16 protein-coding genes are annotated in these 19,355 nt (G+C 48.2%); 6 read left to right on the forward strand and 10 right to left on the reverse strand.

The window, feature by feature from the left end:
• Positions 1-22: 22 nt before the first annotated feature.
• The gene (locus tag ACJHX3_RS10765) at positions 23-1,708 is read right to left on the reverse strand and encodes a hypothetical protein (RefSeq protein WP_000551719.1); all 1,686 of its coding nucleotides are present in this window, start codon (positions 1,706-1,708) and stop codon (positions 23-25) included.
• A 304-nt stretch (positions 1,709-2,012) separates the two neighbouring features.
• Here ACJHX3_RS10765 and ACJHX3_RS10770 point away from each other — a divergent pair, with 304 nt between their 5' ends.
• The 5 genes from ACJHX3_RS10770 (at position 2,013) to ybiE (ending at position 8,801) form a co-directional block, all read left to right on the forward strand.
• Positions 2,013-4,025, forward strand: coding sequence for a Non-LEE-encoded type III secreted effector (locus ACJHX3_RS10770; RefSeq protein WP_024044703.1), 2,013 nt, complete (start codon positions 2,013-2,015; stop codon positions 4,023-4,025).
• 283 nt (positions 4,026-4,308) lie between these two features.
• On the forward strand, positions 4,309-6,459 hold the full coding sequence (dinG, locus tag ACJHX3_RS10775) for an ATP-dependent DNA helicase DinG (RefSeq protein WP_001218654.1): 2,151 nt from the start codon (positions 4,309-4,311) through the stop codon (positions 6,457-6,459).
• A 27-nt stretch (positions 6,460-6,486) separates the two neighbouring features.
• Positions 6,487-7,449, forward strand: a complete 963-nt coding sequence (ybiB, locus tag ACJHX3_RS10780; RefSeq protein ID WP_024216621.1) for a DNA-binding protein YbiB — start codon at positions 6,487-6,489, stop codon at positions 7,447-7,449.
• Between the two features lie 140 nt (positions 7,450-7,589).
• Positions 7,590-8,675: a hydroxycarboxylate dehydrogenase HcXB gene (hcxB, locus tag ACJHX3_RS10785; RefSeq protein WP_024216622.1), complete on the forward strand. Its 1,086-nt coding sequence runs from the start codon at positions 7,590-7,592 to the stop codon at positions 8,673-8,675.
• 66 nt (positions 8,676-8,741) lie between these two features.
• Positions 8,742-8,801 (forward strand): protein YbiE, encoded by a 60-nt coding sequence (ybiE, locus tag ACJHX3_RS10790; protein WP_211180490.1) that lies wholly within the window; start codon positions 8,742-8,744, stop codon positions 8,799-8,801.
• 13 nt (positions 8,802-8,814) lie between these two features.
• Here ybiE and ybiJ read toward each other — a convergent pair whose 3' ends face one another.
• From ybiJ to mcbA, 5 genes are all read right to left on the reverse strand, one after another.
• A complete protein-coding gene (ybiJ, locus tag ACJHX3_RS10795) occupies positions 8,815-9,075 on the reverse strand; it encodes a DUF1471 family protein YbiJ (RefSeq protein WP_000849301.1) in 261 nt (86 codons plus the stop codon).
• A gap of 264 nt (positions 9,076-9,339) precedes the next feature.
• Positions 9,340-9,606: a C4-type zinc finger protein YbiI gene (ybiI, locus tag ACJHX3_RS10800; protein ID WP_000146357.1), complete on the reverse strand. Its 267-nt coding sequence runs from the start codon at positions 9,604-9,606 to the stop codon at positions 9,340-9,342.
• Between the two features lie 73 nt (positions 9,607-9,679).
• On the reverse strand, positions 9,680-10,357 hold the full coding sequence (gene ybiX, locus ACJHX3_RS10805) for a PKHD-type hydroxylase YbiX (protein WP_000990146.1): 678 nt from the start codon (positions 10,355-10,357) through the stop codon (positions 9,680-9,682).
• Between the two features lie 41 nt (positions 10,358-10,398).
• A complete protein-coding gene (locus tag ACJHX3_RS10810; RefSeq protein WP_000430002.1) occupies positions 10,399-12,681 on the reverse strand; it encodes a catecholate siderophore receptor Fiu in 2,283 nt (760 codons plus the stop codon).
• A 264-nt stretch (positions 12,682-12,945) separates the two neighbouring features.
• The gene (gene mcbA / locus ACJHX3_RS10815; RefSeq protein ID WP_000710619.1) at positions 12,946-13,206 is read right to left on the reverse strand and encodes a DUF1471 family periplasmic protein McbA; all 261 of its coding nucleotides are present in this window, start codon (positions 13,204-13,206) and stop codon (positions 12,946-12,948) included.
• A 275-nt stretch (positions 13,207-13,481) separates the two neighbouring features.
• Between mcbA and rlmF the strand changes: the two genes are divergently transcribed.
• The gene (gene rlmF, locus ACJHX3_RS10820; RefSeq protein ID WP_024043945.1) at positions 13,482-14,408 is read left to right on the forward strand and encodes a 23S rRNA (adenine(1618)-N(6))-methyltransferase RlmF; all 927 of its coding nucleotides are present in this window, start codon (positions 13,482-13,484) and stop codon (positions 14,406-14,408) included.
• On the opposite strand, the gene ybiO is transcribed toward rlmF, so the two are convergent.
• From ybiO to glnH, 4 genes are all read right to left on the reverse strand, one after another.
• Positions 14,405-16,630, reverse strand: a complete 2,226-nt coding sequence (gene ybiO, locus ACJHX3_RS10825) for a mechanosensitive channel protein (RefSeq protein WP_001522669.1) — start codon at positions 16,628-16,630, stop codon at positions 14,405-14,407. The genes rlmF and ybiO overlap by 4 nt on opposite strands.
• Before the next feature lie 116 nt (positions 16,631-16,746).
• Complete coding sequence (glnQ, locus tag ACJHX3_RS10830; RefSeq protein WP_000569080.1) at positions 16,747-17,469, reverse strand: glutamine ABC transporter ATP-binding protein GlnQ; 723 nt, start codon at positions 17,467-17,469, stop codon at positions 16,747-16,749.
• Complete coding sequence (gene glnP / locus ACJHX3_RS10835; protein ID WP_001159065.1) at positions 17,466-18,125, reverse strand: glutamine ABC transporter permease GlnP; 660 nt, start codon at positions 18,123-18,125, stop codon at positions 17,466-17,468. The genes glnQ and glnP overlap by 4 nt, the downstream gene beginning before the upstream one ends.
• Before the next feature lie 138 nt (positions 18,126-18,263).
• Positions 18,264-19,010, reverse strand: coding sequence for a glutamine ABC transporter substrate-binding protein GlnH (gene glnH, locus ACJHX3_RS10840; protein ID WP_000843866.1), 747 nt, complete (start codon positions 19,008-19,010; stop codon positions 18,264-18,266).
• Between the last annotated feature and the right edge of the window lie 345 nt (positions 19,011-19,355).

Consider the following 19,355-nt stretch of genomic DNA (forward strand, 5'->3'; position numbering starts at 1 on the left):
TTATTGTTTTAATAAATTTGCTTTATGATCTATCTAGTGTATCTAAAATGGCAATGAAATTATTTCTTCTTGCAATCTGAATTATTGTTAATAACATTGGTTGATATTCATAAACAAATTCTGGGAAAGTCTGGAATAAACATGCTATTGCATAAAGAGTTTGTTCATCATCTGGGAAATTATTATGAGATATGTGATTCAGTATTAGCTTGATTCTGTCCCTGATTTTATTATTTTCATTGTCTATAGTGTATCCGACTATCTCCCTAAGCAAAATAAAGTGTGCAGTCGTTTCATTACCGTATATTTTTAGTAGTTCTAATAAACTATCAAATTCTGACGCCTGAATATTTTTGGCACATAACTTTAACACTTTATCGAGTAACTCCAGATGCCCCGGTTCATAAACTGTTTTTTGTAGAATATTAAGCAATGTTGGCAATGATGAATATGCATAAGGAATATCTGTATTCAATAACAATTTCAAAGATTGAGCGGCAATTTTAGGTTGATACAAATGCCGGGATTCAATTCTGCTAATTAAAAAAGCAGTTGTATTCTTTTTAGTTTCATTATCAGTAATCTCTATCATCTCAAAAAGTCTGCTAAAATATCCTCTCAGATCGTACTGAGTAACAATAGAAATACAATCCGTGAATAAGTCATTACATTCAGTGATTAAATTTGGATAGCTATCAAAAAGTGTATAACACATCTCCATATAATTATGCAGTTTTAATATTTGCGAAGAGGTTTTAATTGTCGTGTCGTTAATGCTGGTTGTTTTTATCGATTCAATAGCGAAAATAAGTGGGCTGATACATTTCGATAAATCATCATGTTGTAACTTCAACACTAAAACTATATCTTTTATCCATTTTATTTTTAAGTCAATATCTGTTTGTTTTGAGATGATGTTAATCAGTGCGTGTTGGACGCAGCGATGCCTGATTAAACTATGTTGATTTAAATATCCTCTGTAAACGGAGTTATGTGCAATATCCAGTATAGCATCAAAGAGCAAACCATCAGGATTTGAATTTGTGGATGTAAAGATGTTCGTTATAAGATAATTTAATATCAATATTTTATTTCCGTCGTTATTTATATAGCGTAGTGGTGCCACTAACTTGTTATAGAATTCTTTCTTTTCCGCAGTTTTGTATTTGCTATTTGCCTCATTAATATGATTAAGAAATTTAACCAAAAGGATGATTATTTTGTTCTTATAATCGAGTAAATCTGGCTGAACATGATACGTCGAGAGGTATCCCTGGGTATCAAAAATAGAAGATGCATCGGGACTATCAAAAATCATTAAATCTTCCGGAGTATTTATATCGAAAAGTTCGATATTTTTTATAAATAATTGTGAAAAAAACAAAATGCTTTCTTTATGAAATACGTCAGAGTTATCATATAAAATATTAATTATTGGTAAGGCTATCTGCTCATTCGAGATTTTTTGCGGTTCTAAATGATAAGGATTGTTTAATACCTTGTTATTATATAAGGTTGATGTTAAATGCTGAATGAACATTTGCTTTTGTTCATGGTTCGTGGTTTTTTTAATAACATCTAACAGTTTTTTGGCATTGTTATCGAACCAGAAAACCATATCTGTAATAGATAAGTTGTCAGGGAAATAGTTGGAATTGCCTGGTGTGTTAGGTTTAAATAATGGCCACTGCTCAAACAAATTATGCATATTAACTCCTTTAATACGTCAAATTGAAATTGATAAAAATAATAAGTAATCATTATGTGCAAGCTATAGATAATCAAAGTATTACAATGAAGTAATTTAAATTAACTATCAAAAATCGCTCATTTCTGCTTATTGATAGAAAGATTGATTGCCAGCCTGTTTAGATCCGTACAGCAGCAGACTTTCATAACCCGGTTGATCCTGAGCTTGCAGTACGAAAAGTTAAAAATGAGCGATTTCTGTAAGATTCCCCATTTTGCCAGGCTTATGATTCGCAGATCATTCAAGTGCAAAGGAGCGGTGTATGGATTGTTCAAAATGCAATGGTTATGCGACGATGTTATTAAATATGGTGCAGGGTTCTGACCCGGTTAATTTACTGGAATTACATGGTTTCCTTGAACATTTCGCATATTATGTTTCATTTGGCAAATTTAATGCTGGCCACCAGCGCTATAATGCATTTAAAAAATTCGTCAGTGAGATTTCGGAGATCAGCGCAAACGATATCAATATGACGATTAAAACCGGGCAATCCAGACATGAAAATGTTATCTCTATAAATATGAATGATGCAATTCCTCATGATGAAAAAGGGATCACCGTCCGAATAGATAATATTAATGGAAAGAAAAGCAACTCTACTTTGTCAGATGTTTTTATTCCCTATGTAAATACATTTTCCGATCTCAAAAATAAAATACTCAGGATGAAAATTGAACTGACTGAAGGTAGTGGTTTTTCTAAAAGTCTTTCTGACAGTCAGATTGAGATGCATATTCTGAGGAATGTTAATTCGCTAAACGTTGGCGAGAAATTGAATGATGATAATCTTGTATATCATTCTATATTCACTAACGAATTCTCTGTTATTATTCCGCCATCCTATTATGATGCGACTTCTGCAGTAAACGCCAATAATGGTGTGAGAGAAAAACTATTTGAAAGTGATAGTAAAGTTAAAGATATCGTCGATGAAATGTCTAATCATGATGTGGAGAGCGAAAAAGATATATTTGTTATCGGAGGAATGATAGAAAAACTGGATTCTCTGGTAGACGAATCTTTCAATGAAAATACTGATAACATACAAACAGTAAAAGATTTGTTAACGCAATTAACTGATGGCATGGAACTCTTCGCGCTGCGGGACATAGTGGCATTCCCATCGTCCATAATAGCAAAATTATTAAAATCCCCACTTAATAGCGATCATGAACTTGTTATGCGCGCATTGGATACGTATCTGTGCTACTTCAGAAATAAAAATCTGAGTAACGATGCGGAAATAATTAACTTTTTCCATGCTCTCTTTTTAAAGAAACCAGAGTTGATGGTTTCTGAAAATTATAGATTTATTCAATTTATTGATTTGCTTTTTGAAAACGGAAGTGTTGAAGAGAAAAACTTAGCATTTGACCTTTATCACAATTATCTTGTATTACCTGAAATAAAACAATTCGTTACTGAAGAAATAAAATTGAATTTCAATGAGCAGCAAGGATTGTTAGACAAAGATAATAAATGTTATATCCTGTTATCATCCGATAACTCTGGGCGAGTAATGCGCTTATCGCACCAGGCGTTAATCTCAATGCTTGAGCCAGAGGTTAAGAAAAAGACTATCTGGAATAATTACTCTATATATCCATCTTTGCAGGATACCCATGAAGATGTCAGAGATGATCCAGAAACGATTTGTACGCGTGCATTTCCTTTATTTGCAAAAGGATGGGAATATGCGCAGAAAAATAAGAAACACCAATTGATTCTCAATGCTCTTGGATTGAAAGGTTATATTCGTGATGTATTTATGTCAGCAATAATGCGAAAAACAGACTTTGTGCCAGAATCGGATAATCAACCGACAGAATTTAAATCATTATTTTCCTCTTTGATGACCGATTCAGACCAATGGCAAAAGCATACTCTGAAAGATAAACATTACGCTAATCTATTAACGATGCTGGATCTCAAAGAGGCCAGTGAAAGTGATAAGTCTAAAATATTTTTCTGCCTGTCTGCCGTATTTGCAAATATTTCTCACAGTAATGTCTTTAACGGTATTCCTGATGCGTCAAAAACTTTAAAACGTTATGCATTTTCTTTATTGGCGAAAGCTCATTCTTTAGATGAAAGTATGATAAGCAGTCAAACTTTTAATACATACAAAGCGGTGTTGCTTGATTTCAATAATCTGTCTAATGAAGAGGCCAACCAGTTGCGTATAAGTTCGTTATATCGTGATATGGTCCGCTACGCACAATATCGTTTTTCTAAAGTTTTATCCGAGTGGACGCCAGACGCATGGCTGTAAAGATCGCAACTGAATAATGGCATTGAGGGTCCTGGCTCAGGCCATGGCGGGCAATACCGGTCCCTGCGAAGCGATGACGGCAGCAAGTGTAACCACGAAATGCGGTATCACTTGCTGTTTTCTGCCCTGAATACTGGCGCTCACCGTGCCGTCGAACTTTCAATCAAATATATTGCGAGAGGGCGTGTTTGCGAGCCGCTTTCCAGAAACAGAAAAACCATTACCCCTGAAAACCGAAAAATGCCACAATATTGGCTGTTTATACAGTATTTCAGGTTTTCTCATGGCATTAACCGCCGCGCTTAAAGCGCAAATTGCCGCCTGGTATAAGGCGCTTCAGGAACAGATCCCCGACTTTATTCCCCGTGCGCCGCAGCGGCAGATGATTGCGGACGTCGCCAAAACGCTGGCCGGAGAAGAAGGGCGGCATCTGGCGATTGAAGCACCCACCGGCGTTGGGAAAACGCTCTCCTATTTGATTCCCGGCATCGCCATTGCCCGCGAAGAGCAAAAAACGTTGGTGGTGAGTACCGCCAACGTGGCGTTGCAGGATCAGATCTACAGCAAAGATTTACCATTGCTGAAAAAGATCATTCCCGATCTTAAATTCACCGCTGCTTTTGGGCGTGGGCGCTACGTTTGCCCGCGTAATCTGACAGCGCTTGCCAGTACTGAACCCACGCAACAGGATCTGCTGGCGTTTCTTGACGACGAGCTGACGCCGAACAATCAGGAAGAGCAAAAGCGTTGTGCAAAGTTGAAGGGCGATCTCGACACTTATAAATGGGATGGTCTGCGCGATCATACGGATATCGCCATTGATGATGATCTCTGGCGTCGGTTGAGTACCGACAAAGCCAGCTGCCTCAACCGCAACTGTTATTACTATCGCGAATGCCCGTTTTTTGTCGCTCGTCGGGAAATTCAGGAAGCGGAAGTGGTGGTGGCAAACCATGCGCTGGTGATGGCGGCGATGGAAAGCGAAGCCGTATTGCCTGACCCGAAAAATTTACTGCTGGTGCTGGACGAAGGTCATCACCTGCCAGATGTGGCGCGGGATGCGCTGGAGATGAGCGCCGAAATCACCGCGCCCTGGTATCGGCTACAGCTGGACTTGTTCACGAAACTGGTCGCTACCTGTATGGAGCAGTTTCGCCCGAAGACCATCCCACCGCTGGCGATCCCCGAGCGTTTAAATGCCCATTGTGAAGAGTTGTATGAGCTTATCGCCTCGTTAAACAACATTCTCAACCTCTACATGCCTGCCGGGCAGGAGGCAGAGCACCGTTTTGCGATGGGCGAACTGCCTGATGAAGTGCTGGAGATCTGCCAGCGGCTGGCAAAACTCACCGAGATGCTGCGTGGTCTGGCGGAGTTATTTCTTAACGATTTAAGTGAGAAAACCGGCAGCCATGACATTGTACGCCTGCATCGGTTGATTTTGCAGATGAACCGCGCGTTGGGGATGTTCGAGGCGCAAAGCAAACTCTGGCGGCTGGCGTCTCTGGCGCAATCTTCCGGTGCGCCGGTGACCAAATGGGCGACGCGGGAAGAGCGCGAAGGGCAGCTGCATCTCTGGTTTCACTGCGTGGGAATACGTGTCAGCGATCAGCTGGAAAGGCTGCTGTGGCGCAGTATTCCGCACATTATTGTCACCTCCGCAACCTTGCGTTCGCTGAACAGTTTTTCGCGTTTGCAGGAGATGAGCGGGCTGAAAGAGAAAGCGGGCGACCGTTTTGTGGCGCTGGATTCCCCCTTCAACCATTGCGAACAGGGCAAAATTGTTATTCCCCGGATGCGCTTTGAGCCTTCCATCGACAACGAAGAGCAGCATATTGCCGAAATGGCGGCCTTTTTCCGTGAGCAGGTGGAGAGCAAAAAACATCTCGGTATGTTGGTACTGTTTGCCAGCGGACGGGCGATGCAGCGCTTTCTCGATTATGTGACGGATTTACGTCTGATGTTGCTGGTGCAGGGCGATCAGCCGCGTTACCGTTTAGTTGAACTGCACCGCAAACGCGTCGCCAACGGTGAGCGCAGCGTGCTGGTGGGCTTACAGTCATTTGCCGAAGGGCTTGATCTGAAAGGCGATCTGCTCAGCCAGGTGCATATCCACAAAATCGCTTTTCCGCCCATCGACAGCCCGGTGGTGATCACCGAAGGGGAATGGCTGAAAAGCCTCAACCGCTATCCGTTTGAGGTGCAAAGCCTGCCGAGCGCCTCGTTTAACCTGATTCAGCAGGTTGGGCGACTGATTCGAAGCCACGGTTGCTGGGGCGAAGTGGTGATTTACGATAAACGCTTGCTCACCAAAAACTACGGCAAGCGGCTACTGGATGCATTACCGGTATTTCCGATAGAGCAACCGGAAGTCCCTGAAGGTATAGTTAAAAAGAAAGAAAAAACGAAATCCCCACGCCGTCGGCGGCGTTAATGATGTGAGTCAGGTAAGGAGTCGTAAATGGACTATCGCAAAATCATTAAAGAGATCGGGCGCGGGAAAAACCACGCGCGCGATTTAGACCGGGATACTGCGCGCGGTCTGTATGCCCATATGCTCAATGGTGAAGTCCCTGACCTTGAGTTGGGCGGCGTATTGATTGCGCTGCGTATCAAAGGGGAAGGGGAAGCAGAGATGCTCGGCTTTTACGAAGCCATGCAAAATCACACCATCAAGCTGACGCCGCCTGCAGACAAGCCGATGCCGATTGTCATCCCCAGTTACAACGGCGCGCGTAAACAGGCCAACCTGACGCCGTTGTTGGCGATTCTCCTGCATAAACTCGGTTTTCCTGTGGTGGTTCACGGGGTTAGCGAAGATCCAACCCGCGTGCTGACAGAAACCATTTTCGAACTGATGGGTATTACGCCAACGTTGCACGGCGGGCAGGCGCAGGCGAAGCTCGACGAACATCAACCGGTGTTTATGCCTGTCGGCGCGTTTTGCCCGCCGCTGGAAAAACAACTGGCGATGCGCTGGCGGATGGGCGTGCGTAACAGTGCACATACCCTGGCGAAACTGGCGACGCCATTTGCCGAAGGTGAGGCACTGCGTCTTTCCAGCGTTTCGCATCCGGAATACATTGGACGCGTCGCGAAGTTCTTTAGCGATATCGGCGGGCGGGCGCTACTAATGCATGGTACTGAAGGCGAAGTGTATGCTAATCCGCAGCGCTGCCCGCAGATCAATCTCATTGACCGTGAAGGGATGCGGGTGCTGTATGAAAAACAGGACCCTGCTGGTAGCGAGTTACTGCCACAAGCAAAAGACCCAGAAACCACGGCGCAGTGGATTGAGCGTTGCCTTGCTGGCTGCGAACCGATTCCCGAATCGCTGAAAATCCAGATGGCTTGCTGCCTGGTGGCTACGGGTGAAGCGGCAACTATCAGCGACGGCCTGGCGCGCGTTAATCAGGCATTTTAATTTTCATCTCAGCCGGATGAGCCATGTCATCCGGCTTTTACCCCACCGCAATATGAAATTCCTGCATCTTTATTGACCTTCCCGCGCCCGGCGTGCAGCATAAAAAAACAACAAACACATAACATAAACAGGAGTTAACCATGGAAAGTGGTCATCGCTTTGATGCTCAGACGCTGCACAGTTTTATTCAGGCTGTATTTCGTCAGATGGGTAGCGAGGAACAAGAAGCGAAATTAGTTGCCGATCATTTAATCGCGGCAAACCTGGCAGGGCATGATTCACATGGTATTGGCATGATCCCAAGCTATGTGCGTTCCTGGAGTCAGGGGCATCTGCAAATTAACCACCATGCCAAAATCGTTAAAGAAGCGGGCGCGGTGGTTACGCTTGATGGCGATCGCGCATTTGGTCAGGTCGCGGCACACGAAGCGATGGCGCTGGGGATTGAGAAAGCGCATCAGCACGGTATTGCTGCCGTGGCGCTACATAACTCGCATCATATCGGCCGTATCGGTTACTGGGCGGAGCAGTGTGCAGCGGCGGGGTTTGTCTCTATCCACTTTGTTAGCGTGGTCGGTATTCCAATGGTCGCGCCGTTCCACGGTCGCGACAGCCGCTTTGGCACCAATCCGTTCTGTGTGGTTTTCCCTCGTAAAGATAATTTCCCGCTGTTGCTTGATTACGCCACCAGCGCCATCGCATTTGGCAAAACCCGCGTCGCCTGGCATAAAGGTATCCCCGTGCCGCCAGGTTGCCTGATTGACGTTAACGGCGTGCCGACGACCAATCCGGCGGTAATGCAGGAGTCGCCGTTGGGTTCGCTGTTGACCTTTGCCGAACATAAAGGCTACGCCCTTGCAGCAATGTGTGAAATTCTTGGTGGGGCGCTTTCTGGCGGTAAAACGACGCATCAGGAAACGTTACAAACCAGTCCCGATGCCATTCTTAACTGCATGACCACTATCATCATCAACCCGGAACTGTTCGGCGCGCCGGATTGTAGCGCGCAGACCGAAGCCTTTGCCGAGTGGGTGAAAGCCTCGCCGCATGATGACGATAAGCCGATTTTGCTACCGGGCGAGTGGGAAGTTAACACGCGTCGCGAACGGCAGGAGCAGGGGATTCCATTGGATGCGGGAAGCTGGCAGGCCATTTGTGATGCGGCGCGGCAGATTGGTATGCCGGAAGAGACGTTGCAGGCTTTCTGTCAGCAGTTAGCCAGCTAAAAAAAAGCCCGTCCAGTGGCGGACGGGCAAACAAGGGTAACATAGGATCAATGAGGGTTAGAGCATATGCGTCTGTCGGCAAACAGACAGGGAAATACTTGTGCTGGACGTAGCGTAAACGCCTGATCCGGCTTACGAATTACTTATAAATTACCGCAGTACCGCTTAATTTATTGTTGTTGGTGGCAGAAGTGATGCTGTATCCACTCGCCCCAGCTGCCGCAGCTTTCTCAGCCAGTTTCGCTTCCAGGGCATCGAGGGTGGATGCACCATCGGCAGAAACCACGCCGATTTTATTCATGTTCTGTGCCTGGGATGCCGTTACCGGTTCCGCGGCAAACACACCAAATGACAGAGTTGAAAGAGCCATAGCAGCAACAACAGTATTGATAGTTTTCATAATTAATCTCTCGCAGGTGATTTTTGTATAAGTGACGTTGTTTCGTCGATGTGATGAGTATCACGTTTTTTTTCGAGAGATAAAATCGAAGAGAATTGACCGCCTTGTTCAAATAAATTGATTGATATCTAACATACTGATAATCCATTTATTTGTTGAACTTATGGACTTGTTTTATGCAGCGTGGCAGTCACGACAGCGTTAAAGGCACGGAATGCCACGCAAAATACAAATTATACTCGCTATACATCCCGCCAGTTGTAGTTAACGTAACTGGCTGTCTTTCGAACCTCTGCGATTATATCCTGTATAAGCTGGTTTTTGTAAATCTTTCTCCTGCTGACAATGAATGCATAAGCGCACGCCAGGAATGGCTTCCCGACGGGCCTGCGGGATGGGGGCTCCGCACTCTTCACATTCATACAGGCTTTCACCACGCGGAATTTCACCCCGAGCGCGGGCAATCGCATCTTCAATTGTACTGTTGATCTGTTCGTTGACGGCGTCATCGTTAGCCCAACCGGATGCCATATCGTCCTCCCCATATCAATACTTGTACAGTTAAGTGTAGCTAATATAGGGACGAACTCGGGCAGTTCAAGCGTCAGATCTCCGACCATTCCCGCAGCAGATTATGATAAAGATTGAGCAGCGACAGGATCTCTTCACTTTCGCCGTAGCGGCTTTTCAGCGACTGAATATTGTTGTCCAGTTCAAACAGCATGGCGCGCTTTTTATCATCACGGATCATCGACTGGATCCACATAAATGATGCCACTCGTACGCCGCGGGTTACGGGTGTCACGCAATGCAAGCTGCTGGAGGGATACAACACCAGATCGCCTGCCGGGAGTTTTACCCGATGTTGTCCGAAGGTGTCATTAACGACCAGTTCGCCGCCGTCGTAGCTTTGTGGATCGCTTAAAAACAGCGTGGCAGAAAGGTCAGTGCGCATCCAGCCGTTTTGTGGGTGACTGCGTACTGCGCCATCCACATGAAAACCATAGGTTTCATTGTTCTGATAGCGATTAAACAGCGGCGTGGAAAGGGTACGCGGCAAGGCCGCGGCAAAGAACAAAGCATGTTGGTTAACCGCGTTCAGCACCTCATTTTGCAGGGCGGCGTATAACGTGCTGCGGGTGTCTACCTGTTGATTGTTCTTAACTTGCGCACCTTGTGCGCCGGTGGTGACGCGTCCATCCACCCATTCGGCTTGTTCCAGTTGTTCGCGAAAACGGGCGACGTCCTTTGGCGATAGCACGCCGGGAATGTGGTACATCATACAAGTTCTCCAAAAAGTGGGGCCTGCGCCCCACATCTGAATCAGAAATGCATATTGGCCGTGAGCAAGAAGGTTCTTGGCTCGCCCGGGTGATAACGGTAGCCGCTCTTGTTGATTGAGGCGACGTAATCGGTATCAAACAGGTTGTAGACGTTTAGCTGGAAGTCGAGATTGCGATTAACCCGATACCCCAGTTTAGCGTCGGCGACCCAATAACCTTCGGTAAACGCTGGCGTTCCCACCGCGCCGTCAGAACCTTTATGCATACTGCCGATATAGCGTGCGCCCGCACCAACGGAAATATCATCGGTTGCCTGATACTGGCTCCATAAGGTAAAGGCGTGCTCCGGGGTATACGGCAGCGATGAGGAACCATCCTGGGCAACATCTTTGCCGTTTTTGATGGTTGCTTTTTGCTGGGTATAGCCGCCAATCACCTGCCACGCGGGAGTGATATTCCCGGCCACGGATATCTCATAGCCTTCGACGCGTTTCTTACCGTATTGCGAGTAAGTTCCGTCATCATTTTGCTCAACTTCATTTTCGATATCAGTACGGAACAGCGCGGCGGTGAGCAACAGGCGTTTATCCAGAACCTGCCATTTGGTGCCAATCTCGCTGGTGTTGGCTTTTTGCGGTTTAAAATCGGTGCGGTTGGCACTGTTACCGCTGCCAGACTGCGCAAGGGCGAAGTTGTTGCCGCCCGGAGGCTGCTGGGAAACGGCATAGTTAATATAGACATTGCCGTTTTCCGTCAGGTGATACAGCGCCCCGGCTTTCCAGTTCACCAGATTGCCCGACTTGGCGGTGTCGACGGTGGTGACCGGAGAACCTTTTGCCACGCCAGCAGGGCAGGTGATGGCACCGCGCCCGCTGCCGCCGCAGGCGGTGGCACTGTCATATTCAGTATGATAATTATCCAGACGGATCCCGCCGTTCAGCTCAAAATCACGGGTGATTTGCAGCGTATCGAAGGCGTAAATTGCGAAGGTATCCGTCTGACCATTGGCGTTTGCGCCGTTGCGCGTCAGGCCGCCGGGATGAATGCTGCTGTCAGGATGATAAATATTTACCGCAGGTAACGTCACCGGATTAACGCCGTAGTTAGTCTGCGTTTCACGGGTAAATTCCACGCCGGTACTGACATCATGACCGATAGAACCGGTATAGAACGTCGAGGTCAGGTTGGTCTGGTTGGTGAGAATTTTATTACTTACATCTTTAGTATTCGCCGTGCGTGACCAGGTCCAGCTATTCACATCGCTGGTGGGCTGGGTAATATTCGACGCCCCGCCCATAATCGCCGTCATCAGGTAATCCTGCTTCACGCGCGACCAACGAGTAGTATTGCGAATGGTGGTGTTATCGTTGATGTCGTGCTCAAAACGCATGGTAGCGGTGTCGGTGGTCGAATCGTCGTAATCGGAATCCGTGCCGTAAAAGTGATGAGTATCAACTTTTCCGGAATGATTCAGGGCCGCCGTTCCCGCAGATGGGGCAGAATAACCCGGTAAACCGATAGTCGGAATGCCACCGTCTGGCGTGTTGTGCTGGGTGACATGCAGATAATTAAGATACAAACGATTCGCTGTACCAAGGCCAAAAGCGACAGAAGGGGCGACGCCGTAACGCTCATTTTTGACTTTGTCGCGTCCGGCATCGTGCGTTTTTTCGCCCATTACATTCAGGCGCACCGCAGTGGTATCACCAATGACCTGATTGACGTCCAGCGTGCCGCGGCGGAACCAGGCGCTGCCAATACTGGCGGAGGCGTCAATGCCCGAATCATTGCGCGGCTGTTTGCTGATCATATTGATCGAGCCTGTCGGCGCGCTGCGCCCGTAGTCGGTGCCGGACGGCCCTTTAATTACTTCGACCTGCTCGGTATTGAAGGTGTCGCGCGAGACGCTGCCGATATCGCGAATGCCATCAATATAAATACTGTTAGAGGTATCGGCACCACGCATATAAATGGCGTCGCCAGTGGTGGAGTTACCGTTCTCACCCGCAAAAAACGCACCCACGCCGGGGACGTTTTTGAGCGCGTCGGTAAGGTTGGTTGCGCCCTGATCTTTAATCACTTGTTCAGAAATCACCGTCATCGTGCGGGTAGTATCCGCTACCGGACGCGAGAATTTCGGATCAGCAGATTGTTGTGGCGCATAAAGCGAAGGCGTTGATGCTTCGACAACCAGCGTGTCATCCGCGTTAGCTTGCCCTTCGGCGGCGAGTGCCTGTGCCACAGGCGTAATACCAATACAAAGACCGGCAAAGAACGTGAGCGAATGAAATTGTCTGGCAGGGAAATTGCGATTGTTTTCCATTTTGCAGGTGACTTTTTCTTATATGTTGAAATTTTCACTGCCACGAGAAAGCATCTCTGCGGATGCGATGCCACTGTTAATCCCGTGATAGCGTTCGTGCAAGTGATAATAATTTTGATAAGCATTATCACTTGGCGCGATTTTCTATCACCCATTGCGCGAAAAAGAAATACATTTATTTACATTGCGTTCATATTTGATGTTTTTTGATTACAAAACAGGCGAAAACTGCATCCAGAGGCGAATGCAGTTACGTTGGTGGGGTTATTTGTAGATGGTTGCAGTACCGAACATCTGGTCATTTCCGCCTGCGGAATTAATGACATAACCTTTCGCGCCTTGTTCGCGCGCTTTTTCTGCCAGTTTATCCTCCAGATCGCTTAGGTTTGATGCGCCAGTTGCCGAAACGGTACCGGCGGGCCGTAGCTGACCGCTGTCCAGGTTACTCATCGGTTGCGCGGCATAAGCCGTGAGAGAGATTCCGCTCAGGACGGTGGCAATCAGTAGTGTGAGGCACTTTTTCATAATGACATCCTCATAAATACAACGGGTAGTGCCTGATAAGTGTAGGTCGCCTGGACGATGAAAATGACGCAAAAAATTGACAGAGATGTGCTTGTTTTTTGAACGATATATTTTTACAAAATAAGACAAATCAATAACATGCATGATGATGATTTTTATGATGAATTGCCATAAACCATAGCCATGTGAAGGTTTATAGAAATGATAAACGCAGCCAGATATTTACCCTGTCGCGTTATGCGGGTATCTTACGCCGCTGCTTAAAGGAGAATGCTATGTCCGCCCAGAAACCGGGGTTGCATCCGCGCAACCGTCATCACAGCCGCTACGATCTCGCCACGCTTTGTCAGGTCAATCCTGAACTCAGTCAATTCCTCACGCTTACACCCGCCGGGGAGCAAAGCGTAGACTTTGCCAATCCGCTGGCGGTGAAGGCGCTCAATAAGGCGTTGCTGGCCCATTTTTACGCCGTAGCGAACTGGGATATCCCGGACGGTTTTCTCTGCCCGCCAGTACCGGGCCGGGCGGATTATATTCATCACCTTGCCGATTTACTGGCTGAAGCAAGCGGAACAATTCCAGCGAATGCCAGCATTCTGGATATCGGCGTTGGTGCGAACTGTATTTATCCGCTGATTGGCGTACATGAATATGGCTGGCGTTTTACTGGTAGTGAAACCAGCAGCCAGGCGTTAAGCAGTGCGCAGGCGATCATCAGTGCTAATCCGGGGCTTAACCGCGCCATTCGTCTGCGTCGGCAAAAAGAGAGTGGGGCGATTTTTAACGGCATCATCCATAAAAACGAGCAATACGACGCGACCTTGTGTAACCCGCCATTCCACGATTCCGCCGCTGCGGCACGGGCAGGTAGTGAACGTAAACGCCGTAACTTGGGGCTGAACAAAGACGATGTACTGAACTTTGGTGGTCAGCAACAGGAGTTGTGGTGTGAAGGCGGTGAAGTCGCTTTTATCAAAAAGATGATTGAAGAGAGCAAAGGCTTCGCGAAGCAGGTGATGTGGTTTACCTCGCTGGTATCTCGTGGCGAAAACTTGCCGCCGTTGTATCGTGCTCTGACGGACGTGGGCGCGGTGAAAGTGGTTAAAAAAGAGATGGCCCAGGGGCAAAAGCAGAGTCGCTTTATTGCCTGGACCTTTATGAACGACGAGCAGCGCCGCCGTTTTGTCAATCGCCAGCGTTAAAGCGTTGGCTCCCCCGGCGGCAGCGGTTCAGCCGGGGCCGCGCCCGGAGCAGGCAGCACCTGATAAGTCTGTACCGGCGCGCGAACGCCCGCCAGGTCGAAATGTTTTTTCACCTGGCTGTCGAGGGCAAAGCGTACCGTCCACTGTTTGAGTGGCAGCGTGGTGAACGAAACACGCAGTGTAAACGCGGTATTGCTTAAGCCGACAATCCCGGCAAAATTCGGTTCACCAATAATCAGCCCACGAATTTCTTCGTTTTCCATTAATTCCGCTACCGCATCTTTCAGTGCCTGATTGGCTTTATCAGCATCTTCATGGCGATCAACATCATAATTTGCCACTACCGAACCAATGCCGCGGACAAAGTTAGCAAAGGTGGTTATCGAAGACCACGGAATGATGTGATACGCCCCGGTATCCTGGCGTACGCCCACGGAGCGAATCGACATCCGTTCCACAGTGCCGGTCAACGGCCCGATAGTCACCAAATCTCCAGTGTTCATGCCGTTTTCAAACTGAATAAATACCCCGGTGATAATATCTTTCACCAGCGTTTGCGAACCAAAAGAGATAGCCAGACCTAATGCCCCGGCACCTGCCAGCAATGGCGCGATATTAACGCCGATTTCCGACAACACAATCATGATGGTGATGGTACTGATAATCACCGCCAGCGCGTTACGAAACAGCGTCAGCAGGGTACGCGTACGGGCGCTGGGTAGCGGGCGGCCATGAATATCCGAAGCCAGCCGGTTTTCGATCAAACTGGCGAGCACTGTCCAGCCAACCGCCGAGAAGAAAAGAATGAGTGCGATACGGATCAGGATATCTACGGTTTTCTGCCCCGCACCGTTTTGCAGCCAGTTCCAGAAATCGAACAATCCCCATGCGCTCAACAGCAGCATTACCGCCACGCAGACTGTCAGAATACGCGCCGTTTTCAGCGCCGCCGACAGCCAGCCATTCAACCGTTTTTGTAGCTCCGGATAGTTACGCTGAGTATGTGGCGAGAGGGTGATGGTTTTCGCCAGCCAGCGGGAAAACATACCGGAAACAAATGCTGCGATACCAATAATCGCCAGGCTGCGCACCGTTGCACCCATCATAAATTTCAGGCTGTTGCCCGGATCGAACAACGAAAAGAAAAACAGCACGATAAAATAGGCACTTGCCAGCCAGTGCCACACCAGCGCAAAGGCGCGGATAAACAGGCTGAAAAAGGCCAGCGAATGCTCCGCGAAGTTGAGCAAATGCTGGGTAATCTCTTTTTTATTACGAAAGATCAGGTACAACGCCCAGACGGTCATGCACAGCATAATGATGACGTTCGCCAGCGCACCTATCTGTACATTCACCTGATTAGAGATAATCGGCACGGCGACAATCAGGCCATAGCCAATCAGGCTGCTTAACCAGCTCAGGCGACGACTCCAGTAACGGGCGGTCTCGTCATGAATCGTGAACGGGCGCAGTTCCGCCACGTTTGGGCAAAAAATCAGGCGTAGTACGGCTTTGAAAAATTCAATCAGGGCAAAGGCGCTGAGAAACAAACTTTGTTGGAAAGCGATGGTGCGACTGCCCGCATTCAGGTTGTCGCTTAAAACCTGACCGACAAATAATGTCAGTGCCAGTAATAGCAGGTCGATAATAAACGCCCCGATAATCATCGCCGGAAGCTGCAACCAGTTACTGCGCTCACGATTTTTTTGCCGCGCCCACTGGCCCATTTTGCGATACAGCGGAAGTGCGCACAGGCGAATCAGCCAGTAAAAACCAAACACTAATACCGCTAACATTGAAAAATGGGTCAACGCATTGCTGAAGGTTTGTGGATTAAACGGCTTATGCGGGGAGCCGGTGATATTGCGATAAAGTTGTCCGAAGCGGGCGGAAAGGGCTTCACCATAATGGCGGCTGACTTCGGTGACTTTTTGCAGCACGGTTTGCTCTTCAACCAGCGTCGGCGGCACGATCTTCGGTACGGGTTCCGCAGGGGGCGTCGCGGCGACGGTGCGCAACTGGTCGATCAACTCTTTACGCGAGGTGTCATTATCCAGCACATCCGCCAGTGCGCCATAGGCCGCTTTTTTTTGTTCGATATCCGGTTCCGGGGCCGGTTCAGTCGTTGAGTCCGTTGTCGTTGTGGTTGTAACGCCGGGTATGGATACCGCGTGGGCAGGTGCGCCCAGCAGGCAGAAGAGGATGAACAGGATCCACCGCATGACTCCTCCAGTGAGAAAACAGAGCAAAAAGATAAGTATAGATGCTGGGGGAGGGGCGATTTTAAATGAGAGGAATCTGGTGTGCCTCCCTTTCGGGGGAAAGGGAGGCTGAGAAGTTAAGAGACGTGCTGCAAAAATTCCTGCAAGCGCTGGCTCGGTGGGTTCTTGATCAACACCTGCGGATCGCCATCTTCCGCAATCCGGCCTTTGTCGATAAAGATCAGGCGCGAAGCTACTTTCTCGGCAAAACCGATTTCGTGTGTCACGATCACCATCGTCATCCCTTCTTCAGCCAGATCCTGCATAACCTTCAGCACTTCATGGCGCAGTTCCGGGTCAAGAGCGGAAGTCGGTTCATCAAACAGCATCATTTTCGGCTTCACCGCCAGCGCGCGGGCGATGGCCACACGCTGCTGTTGACCACCAGAAAGTTCGGAAGGGTAGTGATGTGCACGTTCTGCCAGACCGACTTTCGCCAGCAGCTCACGTGCCAGTTTTTCCGCCTCTTCTTTGTTCGCGCCACGCACGCGTAGCGGACCAAACATGACGTTTTCCAGCGCCGTCAGATGCGGGAAGAGGTAAAACTGCTGGAACACCATACCTGCTTCCTGGCGAATCAGGCGCTCGTCAACTTTCGGATCGTTAACCTTCAGGCCATCGACAATCAGATCGCCGGAGGTGATTTCTTCCAGTTTGTTGATGCAGCGCAGCAGGGTCGATTTACCGGAACCGGACGGCCCGATAATCACCACGACTTCGCCCTGAGCAATGTTCAAATCGATATTGTGCAGCACCTGGGTTGGACCAAAATGCTTGGAGACGTTTTTAAATTCAATCACAGGATTTTCATCCTTCTTTCCAGACGACGCAGAATAAAGCTCAGCACCAGGGTAATAATCAGATAGAACACCGCCACGGCGCTCCAGATCTCAAGGGCGCGGAAGTTACCGGCAATAATTTCTTGCCCCTGACGGGTCAGTTCCGCCACGCCGATAACAATAAACAGCGAGGTGTCTTTAATGCTGATGATCCACTGGTTACCCAGCGGCGGCAGCATACGACGCAGTGCCAGCGGTAAAATGACGTAGCGAATGGTTTCCCAACGTGAAAGACCGAGCGCCAGTCCTGCTTCACGAAAACCTTTGTGAATAGACAGCACCGCACCACGCGTGATTTCCGCAATGTACGCGCCGGAGTTGATCATGATGGTGACCACCGCCGCAGTAAACGGGTCGATGCGTAAGTCGTTAAACGCCATCGGCAGGGCGAAATAGATAAACATCACCTGGACGACGATAGGTGTGCCGCGGATCACTTCAATAAAGACCAGCGCGACGTGGTTGGCTATCCAACCACCGAAGGTGCGTGCAAAACCTGCCAGCAATCCGATCACCAGACCGCCAGCCAAACCGAGGACCGAAATCCACAGGGTCATTTTGGCACCTTCAATCAGAAGCGGAATGGCAGGCCAGATGGCACTCCAGTCAAACTGCATATGTTGTTCCTGTTACCGTGGTGTAAATAATCAAATTCAGGGTAATTAATGGCCTCGGAGCGGGTTTGCGCCCCTCACCCTAATCCTCTCCCCGGCGGGGAGAGGGAACTGCCAGTGCGCTTTACAGGCGTAGCGTTATTATTTCGGTTCAGTACCGAACCATTTTTTGTAGATTTCGTTGTAAGTTCCGTTCTCGCGCAGGGTTTTCAACGCGCCGTTGACTTTGTCACGCAGCTCGTCGCTACCTTTCGGGAACGCAATACCGTATTGCTGTGCTTCCAGAGAGTCACCTACCGCTTTGAACTGACCGTTACCGGCGGTTTTGATGAAGTACAGAATGTTTGGCGTATCGTGCAGAACGGCATCTGCGCGGTTGGTGCCCAGTTCCATATAGGCGTTATCAATGTTCGGGAACTGACGCAGATCTTTAGTTTTGATGTTTGCTTTCGCGTAATCAACGGAGCCAGTGCCGCTCTTCACTGCAACCACTTTCCCGTCGAGATCTTTCACGCTTTTCACATCGTTATTGTTAGCTTTCACCATCACTAACAGGCCGCTTTTGTAGTAGCCGTCAGAGAAATCGATCGCTTTTTTACGCTCGTCGGTAATGGTGATGCCCGCCAGCGCCAGATCGACGTTTTTGGTTTGCAGTGCCGGAATGATCCCACTGAAATCCATCGGCTTCAGTTCGTAATCCAGCTTCAGCTCTTTAGCGATGGCAGCCCACAGATCAACGTCAAAGCCCACGTATTTATCGCCCTGTTTAAATTCAAACGGAACGAAGGCGGTATCCGTCGCGACAACTAATTTTTTATCCGCGGCATGAGAAGAAACCGCAAAAGCCAGGGTCAGTGCAGCCAGTGAAACTTTTAATACAGACTTCATAGCATTTCCTTTTTTCTATCCACGGGACGATCCCCTGCGTGACATTCACATATATGAAAAAATCGTGCCAGTTTTGCAACTCATTGATTTATCGAGATGCGGTAAAAACGTGATGCACGATTTATAGGGCAATACCCTGAAGATGCACCATTCTGGGGCACCAAACTGGTGCGCTAAAATTGTGCACTCAACACAGTGATTATTTAGCGTAAAACCTGATGAAAAAACAATCTTTATGTAACGATTGTGTGATGATGTGGATACAAAAAATTTACTTAATCAGCTGGAGATAGCAGATGGATGCACTAAATAAGTGCGTTGAGGCGGGCTGCAAAACAAAACGGC

The sequence above is a fragment of the Escherichia sp. WS1265 genome, from assembly GCF_046487585.1.
GTDB lineage: Bacteria > Pseudomonadota > Gammaproteobacteria > Enterobacterales > Enterobacteriaceae > Escherichia > Escherichia coli.

What these genes read in the sequence shown, in the direction of transcription:
- hcxB (WP_024216622.1), top strand. Translation starts at nt 7,590, where the DNA reads ATGGAAAGTGGTCATCGCTTTGATGCTCAGACGCTGCACAGTTTTATT.
- mcbA (WP_000710619.1), bottom strand. Translation starts at nt 13,206, where the DNA reads ATGAAAAAGTGCCTCACACTACTGATTGCCACCGTCCTGAGCGGAATC.
- glnP (WP_001159065.1), bottom strand. Translation starts at nt 18,125, where the DNA reads ATGCAGTTTGACTGGAGTGCCATCTGGCCTGCCATTCCGCTTCTGATT.
- dinG (WP_001218654.1), top strand. Translation starts at nt 4,309, where the DNA reads ATGGCATTAACCGCCGCGCTTAAAGCGCAAATTGCCGCCTGGTATAAG.
- ybiX (WP_000990146.1), bottom strand. Translation starts at nt 10,357, where the DNA reads ATGATGTACCACATTCCCGGCGTGCTATCGCCAAAGGACGTCGCCCGT.
- ybiJ (WP_000849301.1), bottom strand. Translation starts at nt 9,075, where the DNA reads ATGAAAACTATCAATACTGTTGTTGCTGCTATGGCTCTTTCAACTCTG.
- ACJHX3_RS10810 (WP_000430002.1), bottom strand. Translation starts at nt 12,681, where the DNA reads ATGGAAAACAATCGCAATTTCCCTGCCAGACAATTTCATTCGCTCACG.
- glnH (WP_000843866.1), bottom strand. Translation starts at nt 19,010, where the DNA reads ATGAAGTCTGTATTAAAAGTTTCACTGGCTGCACTGACCCTGGCTTTT.
- ybiO (WP_001522669.1), bottom strand. Translation starts at nt 16,630, where the DNA reads ATGCGGTGGATCCTGTTCATCCTCTTCTGCCTGCTGGGCGCACCTGCC.
- ACJHX3_RS10770 (WP_024044703.1), top strand. Translation starts at nt 2,013, where the DNA reads ATGGATTGTTCAAAATGCAATGGTTATGCGACGATGTTATTAAATATG.
- ybiI (WP_000146357.1), bottom strand. Translation starts at nt 9,606, where the DNA reads ATGGCATCCGGTTGGGCTAACGATGACGCCGTCAACGAACAGATCAAC.
- ACJHX3_RS10765 (WP_000551719.1), bottom strand. Translation starts at nt 1,708, where the DNA reads ATGCATAATTTGTTTGAGCAGTGGCCATTATTTAAACCTAACACACCA.
- rlmF (WP_024043945.1), top strand. Translation starts at nt 13,482, where the DNA reads ATGTCCGCCCAGAAACCGGGGTTGCATCCGCGCAACCGTCATCACAGC.
- ybiB (WP_024216621.1), top strand. Translation starts at nt 6,487, where the DNA reads ATGGACTATCGCAAAATCATTAAAGAGATCGGGCGCGGGAAAAACCAC.